Below are 18,313 nucleotides of genomic sequence, written 5' to 3' on the forward strand. Positions count from 1 at the left end.
GGAATGCGCCGTCTTGCCGCCGTTGTGCTGCTCGCCTCACTCACCGCCTGCGGTGGTGACAGCACGCCCCTCCCGCCGATCAGCGTGGGACCCGAGTGGTTCCCGATGATGCTCGACACCACCGGCAACTTCGTGATGCGCCGACTCGGCATGTGGATCGACACCGCCCATGTCACCACCCAGCCCAGCGGCTACCTGCTGACGTCGCAGAAGATGCTGATGGACATGAAGCTGGGCGGCGTCTCCACCAGCATGCGTCTCAAGACCGAAATCGATTGCAGCGGCCGGCGCTACCGGGTGATCGGCATGGACAGCCTGGTCGCGTCGGTGAAGGGCAAGCCCATGTCGGAGGCCGATGCGCAGCAGGCCATGAAGGGGCAGGCGGCGAACACCGTGGACACGGTGTGGCGGGCGATCCCGCCCACGGACAAGGGGAGCAACGCCATGCTGGCGGTCATCTGCACGCGGACCGCGCCGGGGGCGGCTCCCGTCGCCGTTCCGGACGCCGCGCCACAGTGACGCTTCGTGACATGTGCCCCCCTTGCGAGGTCGGAATCGCGGTCCTAACATGGAGGACCGAAGAAATACCGAAGCAGTCTCAACCTGCCGGATCAGCCACGCGAGGCCACCATGTCTGATGTTTCCGCTCCCGCTGTCATTGCGCCCGAGGCGCTCCTCTCCCACTGGCAGGGCCACCGCCGCGTCACGCGCCGGGTGATCGAGGCGTTCCCGGCGGACGAGTTCACCACGCTGAGCATCGGCGGCATGCGGCCGTTCAGCGCCATGGCGCAGGAAATGTTGTCGATGGCCGTGCCGACGCTGCGCGGCATCCTCACCGGGGAGTGGGCGCCGTTCCAGCAGCCGGAGCCGACCACCCAGGCCAAGGTGCTGGCGGAGTGGGACGCCGCGACGGCCGAGCTCGACACGCTGTTCGGCCAGATCCCGCTCACGCGGTTCCAGGAGCAGATCGTGGCCTTCGGGCAGTGGCCCATGTCCGTGCACGACCTGATTCTTGGCGTGATCGACAACGAGATCCACCATCGTGGGCAGGGTTACGTCTACCTGCGCGCGCTCGGGGTCACACCGCCGGAGTTCTGGGTACGGGACTGACCTCCCCCGCTCCCTTGCGAAGGGGCTCGCGCGGCACGTAAGTCCCGCGCGGGCCCTCACCACCGGAGCGACGAAATGTGGCATCCCCGACCTGTCCGACGAGCGCTGGCGTGCTCCCTGCTCACCGCGCTCACCGTCGTTCCGGTGGGCCGCCTGTCCGCGCAGGCGGCTGCCGATACCACCCGTCGCACCGCCCCGGACTCGGACCTGCCGCTCATCCCCACGCGGCCGCTCCGGTTCACCACCGACGAAGGCACGTGGATGTCGCTCGACCTGTCGCCCGATGGCCGCACCATCGTCTTCGACATGCTCGGCGACCTGTACACGATCCCGGCCGCCGGCGGACCGGCCACACGCATCACCAGCGGCTCGGGCTTCGACGGGCAGCCGCGATTCGCACCCGACGGCAAGTCGATCGTGTTCGTCAGCGATCGCTCGGGCAGCGAGAACCTCTGGCTCGTCGATCCCGACGGAACGCGCGTGCGCGCCCTCACCCGCGGCCCGAACCAGGCCTTCATCTCGCCGGACTTCACCCCCGACGGCCAGTACGTCGTGGTCTCGAAGAACGCCGATCTCTGGCTCTATCACGTGGGCGGCGGCAATGGCCTCAAGCTCACCGGCACCACCCCCGCTGCGCCCGGCGGCGGGGGTGGCGGCGGTGCGGCGCCGGTGAATTTCATGGGCGCCACGGTCAGCCCCGACGGACGCTACATCTACGCCGGCGCCCGCACCGGTGCGGCCGGCTACAACCAGATGCTCGGCACCACGCAGGTCGTGATGTACGACCGCCAGACCGGCCGCCTCGCCACCCGCACGCTCAACCTCGGCACCGCGTTCCGGCCGGCGATCTCGCCCGACGGCAAGCAGCTCGCCTACGCCTCGCGCCAGATGGCCGTCACGGGGCTCAAGCTGCGGGACCTCGCCAGTGGCGATGAACGCTGGATCGCCCGTGACATCCAGCGCGACGACATCGAGTCGCGTGGCTCGCGCGACCTGCTGCCCGGCTACGCGTGGACGGCTGACTCGAAGGCCATCGTCCTTGCGCACCACGGGAAGATCTGGCGCCTCGACGTGGCCACGGGTCAGCAGGTGCAGGTGCCGTTCACGGCCGAGGTGGACCAGCGGATCGGCGAGCTCGTGAAGTTCGAGTACCCGGTGAACGACAGCGTGCTCACGGTCCGGCAGGTACGCGGCGCCCGCCCCTCGCCCGACGGCAAGCGCCTCACCTTCTCGGCGCTGGACCACCTCTGGATCATGGACCTGCCCAGCGGCACGCCGCGCCGCCTCACCACCTCCAGCGACGGGGAGCACTCCCCGGTCTGGTCCCCCGACGGCAGGTACATCGCCTATGTGAGCTGGAACGAGGATGGCGGCGACGTGTGGCGCGTGCCCGCCGCCGGTGGCCGTGCCGAGAAGCTCACGACGCAGACGGCGTTCTACGACGACATCATGTACTCCTCGAGCGGCAGCCGGATCGTGGCCGCGCGGGCCCCGCGCCAGCAGCGTGCCGTGATGAACGACGAGATCAACCCGGCGCTGGTGATCACGGACCTCGTCTGGCTGCCGGCCTCCGGTGGCGCCACGACGTTCATCACGTCGATCAACAACGCCGGCCGCCCGCACTTCACCACCGACACCTCACGGATCTGGATCTACGAGTCCGGTGATGGCCTGGTCTCGATGCGCTGGGATGGCACCGACCGCAAGGCGCACCTCAAGGTGACGGGCTACCAGTCCCCGAATGCCGGCCCGAACGCGCAGCCATCACAGGCGTCGGAGCTGCAGGTCTCGCCCGATGGCAGCCGCGTGCTGGCGTCGGTGAACAACCGGCTGTTCGTGGTGCCGCTGCCGGTCACCGGCGGCGCGACCCCGTCGGTCTCGGTGCAGCAGCCCACCGGTGGTGCGCTGCCCTTCCGTCGCCTCTCCCGCATCGGTGGGGACTTCCTCGGCTGGAGCAGCGACTCGAAGTCGGTGTTCTACTCGCTCGGTCGCGCGTTCTTCCAGTACGACCTCGCGCGGGCCGACTCGCTTGCCGCCGACTCGACCTCGAAGGCACCGGCGCCACCTGCGGGACGCGCCGCGGGAGCCACCGCTTCCGGCCCGAACAGGCCCGTGTACGACGCGGCGCGCACCGACATCACCATCACCGCGGCGAAAGACCGGCCCGCCGGCAGCGTGGTGCTGCGCGGCGCGCGCATCATCACCATGGCGGGTGACCGCGTGATCGCGCGTGGCGACGTGGTGGTCACGAACAACCGCATCGCCGGCGTGGGGGAGCAGGGCAGTGTGCCCGTCCCGGCCGGCGCGAGGGTCATCGACGTGGCGGGAAAGACGATCATGCCCGGGCTGGTGGACGTGCACGCGCACATGTGGCCCCAGTGGGGCGTGCACTCCCCGCAGCCGTACATGTACACCGCGAATCTCGCCTACGGCGTCACCACCACCCGCGATCCGCAGACCAGCACGGCCGACGTCGTGTCGTACGGCGACGCAGTGGATGCGGGGCAGATCATCGGCCCGCGCATCTATGCCACCGGGCCCGGCATCTTCGTGCAGGACGACATCACCAGTGCCGACGACGCACGCGAGGTGATGCGGCGCTACTCGGAGTTCTACCGCACCGAGACGATCAAGCAGTACATGGCCGGCGACCGCCGTCAGCGGCAGTGGATCGCGATGGCAGCGCGCGAGCAGCAGATCACGCCGACGCTCGAGGGGGGGCTGGACTTCAAGAAGAACATGACCGAGGCGATGGACGGCTACGCCGGCATCGAGCACACGCTGCCGATCGCGCCGATGTACAAGGATGCCATCGGGCTGTTCGCGCAGAGCGGCACCACCTGGACACCGACGCTGCTGGTGCAGTACGGCGGACCATGGGCGGAGAACTGGTGGTACGAGCACTACGACATCCTGGCCGACCCCAAGCTCACGCACTTCACGCCCTTCTCCGAACTTGAGCGTCGCGGCCTGCGCCGGTCGCAGTGGTTTCGCGACAGCGAGTACTCCTATCGCCTGTTCGCCGAGCAGGCGAGGAAGGTGGTGGAGGCCGGCGGCCGGGTGGGGCTGGGCGGCCATGGGCAGCTGCAGGGCCTGGGCGTCCACTGGGAGTTGTGGAGCATCGCCAGCGGTGGCATGAAGCCGATGGACGCGCTGCGTGTGGCGACGATCTTCGGCGCCGAGGCGATCGGGCTGCAGCGGCACCTCGGGTCGATCGAGGCCGGAAAGCTGGCCGACATCCTGGTGCTGGACGCGAACCCGCTCGACGACATCCGCAACACCAACACGATCGCGCTGGTGATGAAGAACGGGCGGCTCTACGAGGGGAGCACGCTGGCCGAGGTGTGGCCGCGGGCGAAGCCGTTGCCGCGGCAGTGGTGGATGACGAACGACGTCACGCCCGCGGCGTCAGGGGCACGGTAGTCCGGACGTCGTCGACACCGTTGACGACGCCCGCCACCGTGGCTGAACCGAACACCGCCGCAGCGCCGCGCGTCTCCGTGAGCCGGGGGAGGCGGACCGTGCGCATGGCGCGGCGGTCAGCCCCCCGCGCCCGGGAACTCCTTCTTCAGCTCCTCTGCCGTCCACGCACTCCGGCTGCCGATCTTGTCGCGCACGGCCTTGACCTCCGCTGGTGTGACCGGGCCGGCCGCGTTGCCCCACTGTGAGCGGGTGTAGGTCAGGACGTTGGCCACGTCGTCGTTGCTGAGCATGCCCCAGGCCTGCATGGCGCCGTTGTAGGCCTTGCCGCCGACGCTGATCTCACCCTGCAGTCCGGCAATCACGATCGCGATCGGCACCTGGGCGTCGCCCGTGAGCCATGCCGATCCCGCGAGCGGGGGGAATGTCCCCTCCACGCCGAGTCCGGTGGCCTGGTGGCAGCTGGCACAAATCTGTGTGTAGGTGGCGGCCCCCTTGTCGGTGGGGGCCGCCGCGTCGGTGGCTGGCGCGGCGGCGACCGCAACGGCGGTGTCAGCGGGCTTCGGCTCGCCACCGCCACAGGCAGTGAGCAGGGCGAGGGCGGCGAGCGTGACGGCGGTCGTGGCCGTGCGGCGCGGGCGGGCGGACAGGTCGGGTCGTGGCATGTCGGGTGTGGCTGTGGGACGTCAGGCAGGATCCGGTGACCGGGGGAAGTTAAATCGCATATATGGATGGGAATGTCAGCAATTCCCTCACAAATGTGCAGGCAATGGCGGACTATGCCACCGCGCGTGGCGCCGTACCTATCCCTCCGGGCGTGCCACCGCATCACGCACACGCTCCTCACACTGTGCCCGGAGAGTCCCACATGTCACGATTGCTCACCCAGGGGAAGGCCGGCCTCGCCGCCGTGGCGGTCTGTTCCGCCATCGTGCTCGCGTATGCCTGTTCCCCCACCGGCGCCACGAAGCCAAATACCGCACTCGTCGGTGGTGATGCCGCCCAGGCCGTCTATGTGGCGCCCGGCAAGTACGACGAGTTCTACGCCTTCCTGTCCGGCGGGTTCAACGGCCAGGTCGGTGTCTACGGCCTGCCGTCGGGGCGGCTGCTCAAGCTGATCCCGGTCTTCAGCCAGCATGCCGAGAACGGCTGGGGCTACAACGAAGAGACGAAGGAGATGCTCCGGACTTCCTACGGCATGGTGCCGTGGGACGACCTGCACCACACGGCGCTCTCGCAGACGAAGGGCGAGGACGACGGCCGCTGGCTCTTCGTCAATGCCAACAACACCCCGCGGGTCGCCCGCATCGACCTGACCCGGATGGAGACCGAGGAGATCATCGAGATCCCCAACGCCGCCGGCAACCACGCGTCGCCCTTCATCACGCAGAACACCGAGTACGCCGTCGCCTCGACGCGCTTCAGCGTGCCGATCCCGAACCGCGACATGCCCATCGCGGAGTACAAGAAGGGATTCCGCGGCTCGATCAGCTTCATCAAGGCGAATGAGCCGGGCAAGATGCGGATCGCCTTCCAGCTCCTCGTACCGGGCTTCAACTATGACCTGGCGCGTGCCGGGAAGGGGCCGTCCGACGGCTGGATGTTCTTCACCTCCTACAACTCCGAGCAGGCCAACAGCCTGCTGGAGGCGAATGCCTCGCGCAACGACAAGGACTTCATCGCCGCCGTGAACTGGAAGGCGGCCGAGCGCTGCGTGGCCGATGGCAAGGGGCAGACGATGGCGACCGAATACCTGCACAACGTCATGGACGAGTTCACGCGCACGGCCCGGGTGATCACCGAGACGAGCGTGGTCACGCTCGAGACGGCCGCGTGCCCCGGTGTGATGTACTTCCTGCCGACGCCGAAGTCACCACACGGCGCTGACGTGGACCCGTCGGGCGAGTACATCGTGGCCGGCGGCAAGTTGGCCACCGTGATCCCGGTGCACAGCTACTCGAAGATGATCGCCGCCATCGAGAAGAAGGACTTCGAGGGTGACGTCGAGGGCATCCCGGTGCTGCGCTATGCCAGCGTGCTGGCCGGCGAGGTCAAGAACCCGGGCCTCGGCCCACTCCACACGGAGTTCGATGGCAAGGGCTTTGCCTACACCTCGTTCTTCCTGTCATCGGAGATCGTGAAGTGGAAGCTCGGCACCTGGGAGGTGGTGGATCGCACGCCGACGTTCTATTCGGTGGGCCACCTGATGATCCCGGGCGGCGGCACCAGCAAGCCGGCGGGCAAGTACGCGCTGGCGATGAACAAGATCACCAAGGACCGCTACCTGCCCACCGGGCCGGAGCTGGCGCACTCGGCGCAGCTGTACAGCATCGAGGGCGACAAGATGCGGCTGCTGCTCGACTTCCCGACCTTCGGCGAGCCGCACTACGGCAACGCCATCGCTGCCAGCGTGATCCGCGACCGGCAGGTGCGTTTCTACTCGCTGAAGGAGAACCGGCACCCGCAAGTGGCCCGGACGGAGCGGGAGACGGGCATCAGCCGTACCGGCCGAGCCGTGCACGTGCGGATGGCCTCCCTGCGGAGCCACTTCTCGCCCGACAACATCGAGGGCGTGCAGCTCGGTGACACGGTGTACTTCCACGTGACCAACATCGAGCAGGACTGGGACATGCCGCACGGTTTTGCCATCACCGGGGCCAACACGGCCGAGGTGCTGGTGATGCCGGGTGAGACCCGCACCATGAAGTGGATTCCCACGCGAACCGGCGTCTACCCGTTCTACTGCACCGACTTCTGCTCGGCGCTGCACCAGGAGATGCAGGGGTACATCCGCATCTCCGAGCCCGGGTCGTCGGTGCCGTTGGTCGCCAACTCCGGGCGCGTCGGCCAGAACGTCGATGCCACGGTGGCAGCGGCCGCCGGCTCGCTCCCGAAGCGCTAGCATCCGGCCGGCGGTGGTGGCTCCGGCCACCGCCGCCCGGCCTGCCCCTTCCCCGACAGGTCCTGATGCCCCGCATCTCCCGCTGGCTCGTTGCCCTCGCCGCCCTGGCCGTCCTTGGCGTGTTCGTGTTCCCGCTGTGGCGTGTGACGCTCGAGGCGCCGCAGTACCCCGAGGGAATCGGGATGCTGATCCACGTGAACGGCGTGACCGGCGTGAACGAGCATGACCTCGACAACATCAACGGACTCAATCACTACATCGGGATGCACCGCATCGAACCCGATGCGATCCCGGAACTGCGCGTGATGCCATGGATCGCCGGTGCCATCGTGCTCACCGGGCTGCTGGTGGCGTGGCGGGGTACGCGCGGTGTCTACATCGGCTGGGCCACGGTCGTGCTCTCGACGCTGGCCGTTGGCGTCTACGACTTCTGGAAGTGGGAGTACGACTACGGCCACAACCTGAACCCCGACGCCGCCATCCGCATTCCCGGGCTCACGTACCAGCCACCGCTCTTCGGCTCGAAGCAGATCCTGAACTTCGTGGCCAACTCGTATCCCGACACCGGCGGCTGGATGCTGATCGTCGCCGGCGCGGTGTTCGGCCTGGTGCTGCTGCACGTGCTCCTGGCGCGGCGTCCGGGTGCGCCCGCAGCGGCGCCGCGCCGCCCGACGCTGGTCACCACGGCCGCGATGGTGGTCACGTCGCTGCTGCTCATGTCCTGCACCCGGCCTGGCCCGCGGCCGCTGGTGACGGGCACCGACGAGTGTGCGCAGTGCCGCATGATGATCACCGACCCCCGCTTCGGCGGCGAGGTGATCACCCGGACCGGGAAGGTGCAGGTGTTCGATGCGATCGAATGCCTGGCGGGCTACGTGTCCGCCTCCGACAGCGCGACGGTGCGCGAGGTGTGGGTGAGCGACTTCGAGCACCCGGGCACCTGGCTGCCGGCGGCCACAGCGCGCTTCGTCCGCGGCGCCACGATCGGGTCACCGATGGGGCGCTCGCTGCTGGCGCTCGCCCCGTCGGTGCCGGCGGACGTGGCCGTGCAGCGGTACGGTGGGCAGGCCAGCGACTGGGCCGCCATCGTGCGCGCATCGACCACCGGTGACAGCGCCACGCCGGCCGGTCACGCGCATGCCCATTGACCTGCGGCGCAGCGGCGTGCTGCTCGGTGCGGCACTGCTCGCGGCCGCGCCGGCCCAGGCGCGGCGCATCGAGGTGCGCGCCGGCCCGGGCGCACCGATCGCGCGTGCCCTCGCGGCAGCGCTGCCGCACGACACGCTGCTGCTGCGGCGCGGCACCTATCGTGAGCCCACCGTGCAGGTCACGCGACCCGTGACGCTGCTGGGCGAGCCGGGCACGGTGCTGGACGGTGAAGGGCAGCGCGCGCTGGTGATCGTGCGCGCCGCGCACGTGACGGTGGAGGGCATCACCTTCCGCCACACCGGCGTCAGCGGCATCGACGACCGCGCCGCCCTGCGGGTCGTGGACGCGACGGACTGCCGCATCGTCGGCAACCGTGTCGAGCAGGCCTTCTTCGGCATCTACCTGGCGCGGGTCACGCGCTGCGACGTGCGCGACAACGTCGTCAGTGGCACCTCCGGCGGCGAGATGGACGCGGGTAACGGTATCCACCTCTGGTACTCGCGCGACGTGCAGCTCACACGCAACACCATCGAGCACCATCGCGACGGCATCTACTTCGAGTTCACGCACGGCGGCGTGGCGAGGGACAACACCAGCCGCGAGAACAGCCGCTACGGGCTGCACTTCATGTTCTCGGACAGCTGCCGCTACCTGCACAACCGCTTCGAGCGCAACGCGGCCGGCATCGCGGTGATGTACACGAACCATGTGGAGATCAGCGACAACCTGTTCGCCGACTCGCGCGGGAGCGCCTCCTACGGGCTGCTGCTCAAGTCCATCTCCGACTCGCGCATCGAGCGCAACACGTTCCGGTCCAACTCGGTGGGGCTGCACCTCGAGGATGCGAATCGCAACCAGGTCACCGGCAACCGCATGGAGCGAAACGGCTGGGCCCTGCGGCTGATGGCCAGCGCCGACGACAACACCGTCGCACACAACGACTTCACCGGCAACGCCTTCGACGTGGTGGCGGTGGGTGACCGCAACAGCACCCGCATGCACGACAACTACTGGGACAACTACCGCGGCTACGACCTGGACCGGGACGGCACGGGCGACGTGCCGCACCACCCGGTGCGCTTCTTCGCGCTGATCGTGGAGAACAACCCTCCCGCGCTGGTGCTGCTGCGGTCGTTCCTGCTGGACCTGCTGGACCTGGCCGAGCGGGTGCTGCCGGTGCTGACCCCGGCCAGTGTGGTGGACAGGGCGCCGGCGATGCGGAGGCAGGCATGATCCGGCTGGCCGACGTCCACAAGCAGTTCGGCACCCTGCCGGTGCTGCGTGGCGTGAGCCTCGCGCTCACACCGGGACGCGTGACGGCGATCGTGGGGCCGAATGCCGCCGGCAAGAGCACCCTCATCCGCTGCATCCTGGGGCTCACACGCCCCGACAGCGGGAGCATCACCCTGCCGGACGGTCGCGACGTGCGGCTCCCTGCCGCGCGCGCCGGCATCGGCTACATGCCACAGCTGCCCAGCTTCCCCGACAACCTCACCGGGCACGAGGTACTGGCCATGCTCGATGCGCTGCGCCCCGAGGTGGTGCCGGACGGCACGCTCCTCGAGCACTTCCAGGTGGCGGGCCAGCTCGACAAGCCGGTGCGCACGCTCTCGGGAGGTACGCGCCAGAAGCTCTCGGCCGTGATCGCGTTCCGGTACCGTCCCTCGCTGCTCATCCTCGACGAGCCCACGGCAGGCCTCGATCCGCTGGCGGCGTCCGTGTTCAAGGCGGCGGTGATGTCGGCGCGTGACGCCGGCACCACGGTCCTCCTCACCACCCATGTCGTTGCAGAGCTGGCGATACTGGCCGACGACGTGGCGTTCCTGCTCGACGGCATCATCCGCTTCGCGGGTCCCGTGGCCGAGTTGCTGCGCCGGGCCGGCGCGACCACGCTCGACGAGGCGCTCACGACGCTGATGCAGTCGCCACTGGAGGAGATCCCGACCGCCGCGCTCTCGGTCGGTGAGTCCCGCCTGCACATGGTGCGGGAGGTGCGGCCATGAGCGTCGTCCCAGTCGTCGCGGTGCCGCGGGTGCCAGGCACCGCCGCGCTGGCGCGCATCATCGCCGTCCACCAGTCGCGCGACGTGCTGCGCAAGCGCTGGGTGATCGCCTACGCCGTCGTCCTGGCGGTGGCCGGCGACCTGCTGCTGCGCCTGGCCGGAGACGGTCCGTCGGCGCTCGTCTCGCTGCTGAATGTCGTGCTGCTGCTGGTGCCGCTGATTGCACTGATCCTCGGATCGGCGTCGCTGTACGGGGCGCGCGAGTTCACCGAGTTGCTGCTCGCGCAGCCGATCCCGCGGCGGTCGCTGTACGTGGGGCTGTACCTCGGCCTGACCGTGCCGCTGATGGGTGCAACCGCCGCGGGACTGGCACTGCCGTTCCTCGTCGAGCGTGCGCTGGATCCTGCCACGCTGCCGGTGCTGGTGCTGCTGCTGGCGGTGAGCGTGCTGCTGGTGGGCGTGTTCACGGCGCTCGCGTTCGTGATCACGGTGCTGGTGCGTGACCGCGCGCGCGGTCTGGGGGTGGCGATCCTCGCCTGGCTCGGGCTTGGTGTCCTGTACGATGGACTCATCCTCATGATCGCCACGGCGTTCCGCGACTGGCCCATCGAGCGCGGCATGCTGGCGGCGATGGCGCTGAATCCCATCGACCTCGCGCGGACGATCCTGCTGCTGCGGCTCGACGTGGCCGCGCTCATGGGGTACACGGGCGCCGTGTTCCGTGCGGCCTTCGGTTCGACGGCCGGCGTCGGGATCGCACTGGCCGCGCTCGGCGCGTGGATCGTGGTACCATGGTGGCTCGGTGCCAGGGCGTTCGAGCGTCGGGACTTCTGAATCCGGGCGTCGGGCAACTGCCGCTATCGGAGCGGGCCGGTCCCGACGTACACTGGAAGATTCATTGCCCCTGACCGCATTCCCCGGACCGCTCGTGCTTTCCCAGACCTCTGAATACGCGCTCCGCATCATGGCCTACCTCGCGCAGCAACCGCCTGCGGCGCTGGTGTCGGCGATCGCGATGGAAGGGAAGGTGCGGGTGCCGGCGAACTACCGGTCCAAGATCCTGAATCAGCTCACGCGCGCGGGCCTGCTGGAATCGACACGCGGGCGCACGGGTGGATTCCGGCTCGCCCGGGCAGCCGCGCAGATCCGGCTCGCGGAAGTCGTCGCGCCGTTCGAGCCGCCGGGCTCCACGCGCACCTGCATCCTCGGCCGCGCGCGCTGCCAGGACTCCGTGCCGTGCGCGGCGCATCGAGGCTGGCGAGAGCTCGGAAGGGCTCGGGACGAGTACCTGCGGGGAACCACTGTGGCGGACGTCGCGGCCTGACCGCTCGGGCGTCTGCGCAGTTGTCGGCATCGTTCGCATGTCTCACGCGGAGTCGCGGAGGGAACTACAGCACTGCGTCGTTCAATGCTGTACGCAAACGAAAGAGCTGTAGGAACTGCGTGTACGATCGCGCAGTTCCTACAGCTCTTTTCCCATGCGCGGTTCAGATAAGTGCCGCCAGCACCGATCCCTCCGCCCCTCCGCGTCTCCGCGTGAGGAATGTCATCGACCTTCCACGACCACCGACCTCAAGGCACCGGATTCGTAGGCGGCTTCACGGTCGGGTACGCGATTCCGAGCTGCTCGAGGTACGTCCGGAACTTCGTCGCGTCGTAGTACAGCTTCTTCATCTCCGGCCGGTAGCGCGCCATGATGTCGGCGTTCAGCCAGGTCGGCGGGCCGTCGTTCGGGCCGAGGAACGACACGTACTTGGTGTCCTTGGTCTGGACGTTGTTGAAGTACTCCCAGGCGTCGGCAACGATCTTCGGCTGCGTGAGCAGGTCGATCAGCGTCATGGCCTGCACCTTGGCGCCGGCCACCGCGCCCTTGTGTGCGATCGGCGTGGCCATGGCGATGCCGTTGGCCCAGTTGTGGCCCGGCGTGCCGGGAATGTTCGACGGGTAGCGCAGCGTGATGGTCGGCACGTTCCAGCTCACGTCACCGATGTCGTCGCTGCCGCCGCCGAAGGCCACCAGGCTGCGCGCGGGCCCCTGCAGCGGGCGCACCTGCGTGACGAGGCCGTTCTGCGCCACGCCGAGCTCGCGCTGCAGCCCCTTGGCCAGCGCCTGGTCGTTCTCATCCCACTTCGGGAGGCCGACGGTCTCGATGTTCGCGTGCATCGCCTCGGCGACGGGCTTGCTGAAGTGGCCGGGCCAGGCCGAGCCGAGGATGATGACGGTGTCGAGCGTGGCCTCGGTCATCATGGCGGCACCGCGGGCGATGCGCTTGCCGGCCTCGAACATGTCCTGCACGTGCTGGTAGTCCCGTTCACGGAAGTAGAACCAGATCGACGCCGTGCTGGGCACGACGTTGGGCTGGTCGCCGCCGTCCTTGATCACGTAGTGGCTGCGCTGGCCCGGCTCCATGTGCTCGCGGTGGAACTCCCAGCCCTGCGCCATCAGCATCACCGCATCGAGCGCGCTCTTGCCGCGCCACGGGGCACCGGCCGCGTGCGCCGACTGGCCCTTGAAGCGGAACTCCGCCGACACGATCGCGAGCGACGACGACTGGCCCCAGGTCACGCCGAGGTCGTTGCCGACGTGCGTGAAGAGGGTGACATCCACGTCCTTGAACACACCGGCACGGACGAAGTGGGCCTTGCCCGCGACGGCCTCCTCGGCCACGCCGGGCCAGAGCACCAGCGTGCCGGGCATCCGCTCGCGCATCATGATTTCCTTCACCACCAGCGCGGCGGCGATGTTCACGGCCTGGCCGGAGTTGTGGCCCTCCCCGTGCCCCGGTGCGCCCGGCACCTGCCACTGACGGAACGCGGTGGCGGGTGCCTGGTTGGACTGCGGGATGCCGTCGATGTCGGAGCCGAGCGAGATGACCGGCTTGCCGTTGCCCCAGCGGGCGACCCAGCCCGTGGGCATGCCGGCCACGTTGCGGGTGACGGTGAAGCCGTTGCGCTCGAGGATGCCGGTGAGGTAGCGGGAGGTCTCGAATTCCTGCATCCCGAGTTCCCCGTACGAGTAGACCTGGTCGATGATCTCCTGGATCAGCTTCGCCCGGGCCTCGACCTTGGTGGCGGCTTCGGCCTTGAGTCGCTCGATGCGCGGATCGAGCGGTGCGCGTGGCGCGGACGGCGCCGGTGCGATCTCGGGATCCTGCGCGCGCAGCCGCTGGGGGCTGGCGGCGAGGAGGAGCGTGGTGGTGCAGAGGAGGGCAGCACGAATACGCGGCATCAGGCGTCTCGGGGGTGGGTGGGCGTGCGGTGCGGCGCGCTCAAGGGGACGGGGATCTTGAACCGGTTGGCGTTCAAGGGGACGGGGATCTCGAGTTCAAGGGGACGGGGATCTTGAACCGGTTGGCGTTCAAGGGGACGGGGATCTCGAGTTCAAGGGGACGGGGATCTTGATCGGTCCGGTTGGGGGGCCGCCCCTCCACAGGCGCGACAGGCCGTCGTCGGCCCGCACCTGAAGTGTACGCGTGAACGGGACAGCTGTTAGTGAGAGCCAGATCTCAGGAATACAGGTCGAAAGGCGTACCGCCTGTTAGCTTCCCTGAGCGTAGTGACTCCAGGGTGCCGCCGGTGTGCGCCCGTCGAGTGCCCCGCACCGACGAGGAGAAGCCGATGTCCCGTACGCTGCCTGCCGCCCGCGACCAGTTCGTGAAGGCGATTGCCCGTGACACCCACGCCGTCGAGCAGCCGAGACTGGTGGCGGTGCTCGATGCGCTGATCGCCTGGAGTGCGAAGCACCCGACGCTCCTCAAGTTCCGCGAGGAGGAGGACACCCCCGGTACGATCGCCTTCGAGCGCGTGGGATCGAAGATGATCGTCTGGACGGCGTCGCCCCGGCGGCAGGACGTGCCGCGGCTGGAGCTGGTGCCGAAGGCGCTCAAGACGATCCCTCCCGAGCAGCGCGAAAAGCTGACCAGCACCCTCAACGCGCACATGCGCGAGCCGCTGCTGCCCGACGAGAAGCTGCGCATCGGCTTCTCCGCTCTCAAGAACGCGGCCGCGCTGGCGGCCATCCAGACGGCCGTCGAGCAGCTCATCGCGCCTGCCTGATCTGCTACTGCCGCCGCTCGGACGCGAAGGCCGCACGGGATGAGCAGCAAGGGCGCAGAGTGATCTTTGCGCCCTTTCGGCACCCCTTTGCGCCCGTCGCGTCAAGACTGTCGCTCATCGAGCCGAACCGACCTCAGGGCCGCTGGACGACGGCCTCACCGCTCACGACCGGCTTCCCGCGTGCGTTGAGCACGGTCGTCGAGAGCGTGATGCGCCGGCGGGCGGCATCGATGGCGGTGATCTCCACCCGGGCCACGACGGTGTCGCCGAGCCGGACGGGGCGCAGGAAGTTCAGCGTCTGCGAGAGGTAGATCACCCCGGGACCGGGGAGCTCGGTGGCGAGCAGCGTCGAGAAGAGGCTCGCCGTGAGCATGCCGTGGACGATGCGGCCGCCGAACGGTGAGCTGGCCGCCGCCGCCTCGTCGAGGTGCACGGGGTTGTGGTCACCGGTGACCGCCGCGAACGCCACCACGTCGGCCTCCGCGAGGGTGCGTTCGAGCTGTGCCGACTGGCCCACCACGAAGCGCTCCACGTGCTACCTGGTCGGGGTGCCGGCGATGAGGATCCCGCCGGTCGGCTGCGGCGACCCGCCCTCGGGTTCCTCGGTGATGGCGATGGCGGCGAGGTCAGGGCCGGCGAGTGCGTAGGTCGCCTGGAAGACGGTGTTGCCGCTGGCATCGGTGTTGAAGGTGCCGGCGCTGATCTTCTCCGACTTCGCCGTGACCAGCCAGAGTTGGTAGACATGTCCTTCCGAGGCCTTCGGCAGGTCGTGCGTCACCAGCGTCCAGCGGTTCTCGATGCGGTCCCAGAACATGCGGGCGCCCGGCGGCAGCTTGGCGGTGGAGACCATCTCGACGACGGTGACCTTGGGCCCGGTGAGCGACGCGATCATGCTGTCGCGCACGGCCAGCGTGGCACCGAGGCGCGAGGCCTCGGCGGTGGCGGCGGCGTACGCCTTCTGCGCCGCATTCAGGTCGGCCACGGCGCTGCCCGCCTTCCAGACCGACGCGACGACGGCGATGCCGGCGGCGGCGAGCAGCATCGGCACCCACTTCGGCATGACCTTCTGTGCGACGACGGGCGTGGACCGCGTCGGCCGTGCGGTGTCACCGCCGGCCTGGCGATCGAGGGACAGCGCGGGCGTCGCCAGCGGGGTGCCGCGGCTCTCGCGGATCGCCGGCGAGGACATCGGCGTCGGCACCGCGGCGCGCTCGCCGGTCTCGTCGTGGATGCGCAGGTTCGCGTCGGCCGCCGCGCGCGACATGAGGCGCGAGCGGATGCCGGTGCGACGCTCGTACGAGAGCTGCGCCTTGGGCACGGCATAGCCGAGCACATCCACCGTGCCGCGCAGCGAGGCCAGCTCGGCCTGCAGCTTCGGCGAGGTCCTGACGATCGCCATCAGGCGCTCGGCCTCGGCCTTCGGCAGGTTGCCGAGGGCGAGGTCGGGCAGCATCACGAATGCTTCGTCCTGCTCGTTGGGGGTGCTCATGACTGTCCCTCGCGCAGCGCTTCAAGTCGGTCGCGCATCTTGCGGAGTGCGAGACGTACACGGGTCTTCACGGTGCCCAGCGGGAGCGACAGGCGCTCGGCGATTTCGGTCTGGCTGAGTCCCTCGAAGTAGGCGAGTTCGAGCGCCTCGCGCTGCTCCGGCGGCAGTCCCTTGAGCGCGGTGCCCACGCGACTGGCGCGGTCCGACTGGTCCAGGTCCGACAGCGGGTCGCCGACGGCGGGGGCGGCCTCGAAGATCGCCGGATCCGCCATCTGGTCGTCCCGCCGACGCCGCATCACGCGAAGCCGGTCCAGCGACCGGCTGCGGGCGATCGAGAGCAGCCACGCCCCGGGCGCCCCCCGCTCAGGGGACCAGCGTGTGGCCTGCTGCCACGCCTGCCAGAACACCGATTCCACCACTTCCTCGGCCTCGCTTTCGTCGCGCACGATGTTGACGACGAGCGCGTTCACGCTGTCGCACCACCGGTCGTAGAGCGCCGCCAGTGCGGCCTCCTCCCCCCTCGCCATCCGCTCGACGATCGTCGCGTCCATCGCAGGATCCTCTACACGCCGGCTCCGGCCGACGCCGAGGGATGCTGCTGTCGAATCGAACTCTGGCATGAAGGTTACGAGAGGGGTCGCGAAACGGATCTCGCCGGTATCGGCGGACCGCGGAGGAACGCCGCAAGATACCATGGAAGACGAGGGAGGGGAGCAGCCGTTTCCCGGGCGGGGCCGCCCGTGCGCGGACTCGGTGCGCTGGTTCGGTGCGCTGGTTCGGTGCGGGGGGCTCGGTGCGCTGGTGGCTTGGCATGGTTCGCTGGTTCCCACGGAGCCACGGCGAGCACGGAGGCCACGGAGGACAGCAACAGCGGTTCTTGGGAACTGCTCGCGCGACACGATCGCTGCCTCGCTCGAGCAGTTCCCCACAAGTTGTTCTCCGTGGCCTCCGTGTTCGCCGTGGCTCCGTGGGAACCGGCAAGCCTTGAGCGCCACCAGCGCCCGTCCCCGTGCGCGAACCCGCAAGGCCCGAGCACTCCAGCGCCCGCCCCCGCGCGCGAGCCCGCAAGGCCCGAGCAACACCACTACCCGTCCCCGTGCGCAAACCGCTTTCCGCACCCCGTGCACCGCACTATGCTCGTCCGCTGACCCGAACAGGACGACGATGAACGAACGTGCGGTGATGAAGGGCCTGGACAAGGCGATCTCGGGGTTCTTCACCTGGCGCACCGCACTCGACGTGCGGCAGCACGAGCCGTGGATCATCTTCTCGGACCAGCACAAGGGCGCGGGCGACGGTGCCGACGAGTTCCGGCATTGCCGCGCGACCTACCTCTCCGCGCTCCGCCACTACGACGCGAACCAGTTCCGGCTCGTGCTGCTTGGCGATGTGGAGGAGCTTTGGGAGAACGACATCCGCGAGGTGATTGCCGCCTACCGAGAGGTGCTCGAGGCCGAGGCCGCGTTCGGGGCGGACCGGTACGTGCGCGTCTGGGGGAACCACGACGATCGCTGGATGGAGGAGCTGCTGGTGGCGCTCGACCTGCGCCTCTATGCCCCCGGGCGCCGGCTGCGGCGCGTGTTCGAGGGTGTGCGCATCAGCGTGCGTGACGGCGAGCGGAAGATCGGCACGCTCTTCATGACGCACGGCCACCAGGGCACGCTCGGCTCCGACCGGTTCAAGTTCTTCTCGCGATGGGCGCTGCAGTTCTATCGCTTCATGCAGAACCGATTCGGCGTGGCGTGGTTCGGCGGCGTCGACCTGCCGTCGCAGGACGACTCGCTGCGTGGGGAACACGACCTGATCATGTACAACTGGGCCGAGCAGCAGGAGAAGATGATGCTGATCGTCGGCCACACCCATCGCCCGGTGTGGGCCGGCCGCACGAAGGAGCAGCAGCACGAGCCCGGGAGCAAGCCGGCGTACTTCAACACCGGGTGCTGCAAGTTCGCCGACGGCGACATCACCGGGATGGAGATCCAGGATGGCATGCTTCGGTTGATCCGATGGAAGACACTGCCCTCCGGCCCCGTCCGCACCGTCCTCCAGGAAGCGCCTCTGTCGGCGCTCTTCGCCAAGCTTCGGTCAGCGCCAGCGAGCTGAACAGCAAAGGCATGGCGCCTTTGCGTCAAGCTTTTGCTCTGACGGCCTGCCCGAAGAGACAGGAGTCAGCCGGCCCTCCGGAC

General features: G+C 69.0%; 16 protein-coding genes. 11 read left to right on the forward strand and 5 right to left on the reverse strand.

Annotated elements, in window-relative coordinates; genetic code table 11:
* Positions 1–3 precede the first annotated feature (3 nt).
* The 3 genes from IT355_16890 (at position 4) to IT355_16900 (ending at position 4,533) form a co-directional block, all read left to right on the forward strand.
* Entirely contained in the window at positions 4–519 is a 516-nt protein-coding gene (locus IT355_16890) for a hypothetical protein (GenBank protein ID MCC7054951.1), read from the forward strand.
* A 111-nt stretch (positions 520–630) separates the two neighbouring features.
* Positions 631–1,110, forward strand: a complete 480-nt coding sequence (locus IT355_16895) for a DUF664 domain-containing protein (GenBank protein ID MCC7054952.1) — start codon at positions 631–633, stop codon at positions 1,108–1,110.
* A gap of 75 nt (positions 1,111–1,185) precedes the next feature.
* Positions 1,186–4,533, forward strand: coding sequence for a PD40 domain-containing protein (locus IT355_16900; protein ID MCC7054953.1), 3,348 nt, complete (start codon positions 1,186–1,188; stop codon positions 4,531–4,533).
* A gap of 116 nt (positions 4,534–4,649) precedes the next feature.
* On the opposite strand, the gene IT355_16905 is transcribed toward IT355_16900, so the two are convergent.
* A complete protein-coding gene (locus IT355_16905) occupies positions 4,650–5,195 on the reverse strand; it encodes a cytochrome c (protein ID MCC7054954.1) in 546 nt (181 codons plus the stop codon).
* Between the two features lie 203 nt (positions 5,196–5,398).
* Here IT355_16905 and nosZ point away from each other — a divergent pair, with 203 nt between their 5' ends.
* From nosZ to IT355_16935, 6 genes are all read left to right on the forward strand, one after another.
* Positions 5,399–7,432 carry a Sec-dependent nitrous-oxide reductase gene (gene nosZ / locus IT355_16910; protein MCC7054955.1) on the forward strand — a complete coding sequence of 678 codons (2,034 nt, stop codon included), beginning with the start codon at positions 5,399–5,401 and terminating at the stop codon, positions 7,430–7,432.
* Positions 7,433–7,497: 65 nt separating this feature from the next.
* On the forward strand, positions 7,498–8,580 hold the full coding sequence (locus IT355_16915; GenBank protein MCC7054956.1) for a nitrous oxide reductase accessory protein NosL: 1,083 nt from the start codon (positions 7,498–7,500) through the stop codon (positions 8,578–8,580).
* A complete protein-coding gene (gene nosD, locus IT355_16920) occupies positions 8,570–9,814 on the forward strand; it encodes a nitrous oxide reductase family maturation protein NosD (protein ID MCC7054957.1) in 1,245 nt (414 codons plus the stop codon). Before IT355_16915 ends, nosD begins: the two co-directional genes overlap by 11 nt.
* On the forward strand, positions 9,811–10,584 hold the full coding sequence (locus tag IT355_16925; protein MCC7054958.1) for an ABC transporter ATP-binding protein: 774 nt from the start codon (positions 9,811–9,813) through the stop codon (positions 10,582–10,584). Before nosD ends, IT355_16925 begins: the two co-directional genes overlap by 4 nt.
* Entirely contained in the window at positions 10,581–11,417 is an 837-nt protein-coding gene (locus IT355_16930; protein ID MCC7054959.1) for an ABC transporter permease subunit, read from the forward strand. Before IT355_16925 ends, IT355_16930 begins: the two co-directional genes overlap by 4 nt.
* A gap of 130 nt (positions 11,418–11,547) precedes the next feature.
* Positions 11,548–11,907, forward strand: coding sequence for an Rrf2 family transcriptional regulator (locus tag IT355_16935; protein MCC7054960.1), 360 nt, complete (start codon positions 11,548–11,550; stop codon positions 11,905–11,907).
* Between the two features lie 248 nt (positions 11,908–12,155).
* Here IT355_16935 and IT355_16940 read toward each other — a convergent pair whose 3' ends face one another.
* Entirely contained in the window at positions 12,156–13,811 is a 1,656-nt protein-coding gene (locus IT355_16940) for an amidohydrolase (protein ID MCC7054961.1), read from the reverse strand.
* Positions 13,812–14,200: 389 nt separating this feature from the next.
* Here IT355_16940 and IT355_16945 point away from each other — a divergent pair, with 389 nt between their 5' ends.
* On the forward strand, positions 14,201–14,638 hold the full coding sequence (locus IT355_16945) for a hypothetical protein (GenBank protein MCC7054962.1): 438 nt from the start codon (positions 14,201–14,203) through the stop codon (positions 14,636–14,638).
* 133 nt (positions 14,639–14,771) lie between these two features.
* Here the strand turns inward: IT355_16945 and IT355_16950 are convergent, their stop codons facing one another.
* From IT355_16950 to IT355_16960, 3 genes are read right to left on the reverse strand one after another with little or no spacing between them, the layout of a single operon-like run.
* A complete protein-coding gene (locus IT355_16950) occupies positions 14,772–15,170 on the reverse strand; it encodes a MaoC family dehydratase (protein MCC7054963.1) in 399 nt (132 codons plus the stop codon).
* 3 nt (positions 15,171–15,173) lie between these two features.
* Positions 15,174–16,127, reverse strand: a complete 954-nt coding sequence (locus tag IT355_16955) for an anti-sigma factor (GenBank protein MCC7054964.1) — start codon at positions 16,125–16,127, stop codon at positions 15,174–15,176.
* Positions 16,124–16,678 carry a sigma-70 family RNA polymerase sigma factor gene (locus IT355_16960; GenBank protein MCC7054965.1) on the reverse strand — a complete coding sequence of 185 codons (555 nt, stop codon included), beginning with the start codon at positions 16,676–16,678 and terminating at the stop codon, positions 16,124–16,126. Before IT355_16960 ends, IT355_16955 begins: the two co-directional genes overlap by 4 nt.
* 613 nt (positions 16,679–17,291) lie before the next feature.
* On the opposite strand from IT355_16960, the gene IT355_16965 reads away from it, so the two are divergent.
* Entirely contained in the window at positions 17,292–18,230 is a 939-nt protein-coding gene (locus IT355_16965; protein MCC7054966.1) for a hypothetical protein, read from the forward strand.
* Positions 18,231–18,313: the final 83 nt, after the last annotated feature.

The organism is Gemmatimonadaceae bacterium (assembly GCA_020851035.1).
Taxonomy (GTDB): domain Bacteria; phylum Gemmatimonadota; class Gemmatimonadetes; order Gemmatimonadales; family Gemmatimonadaceae; genus JACMLX01.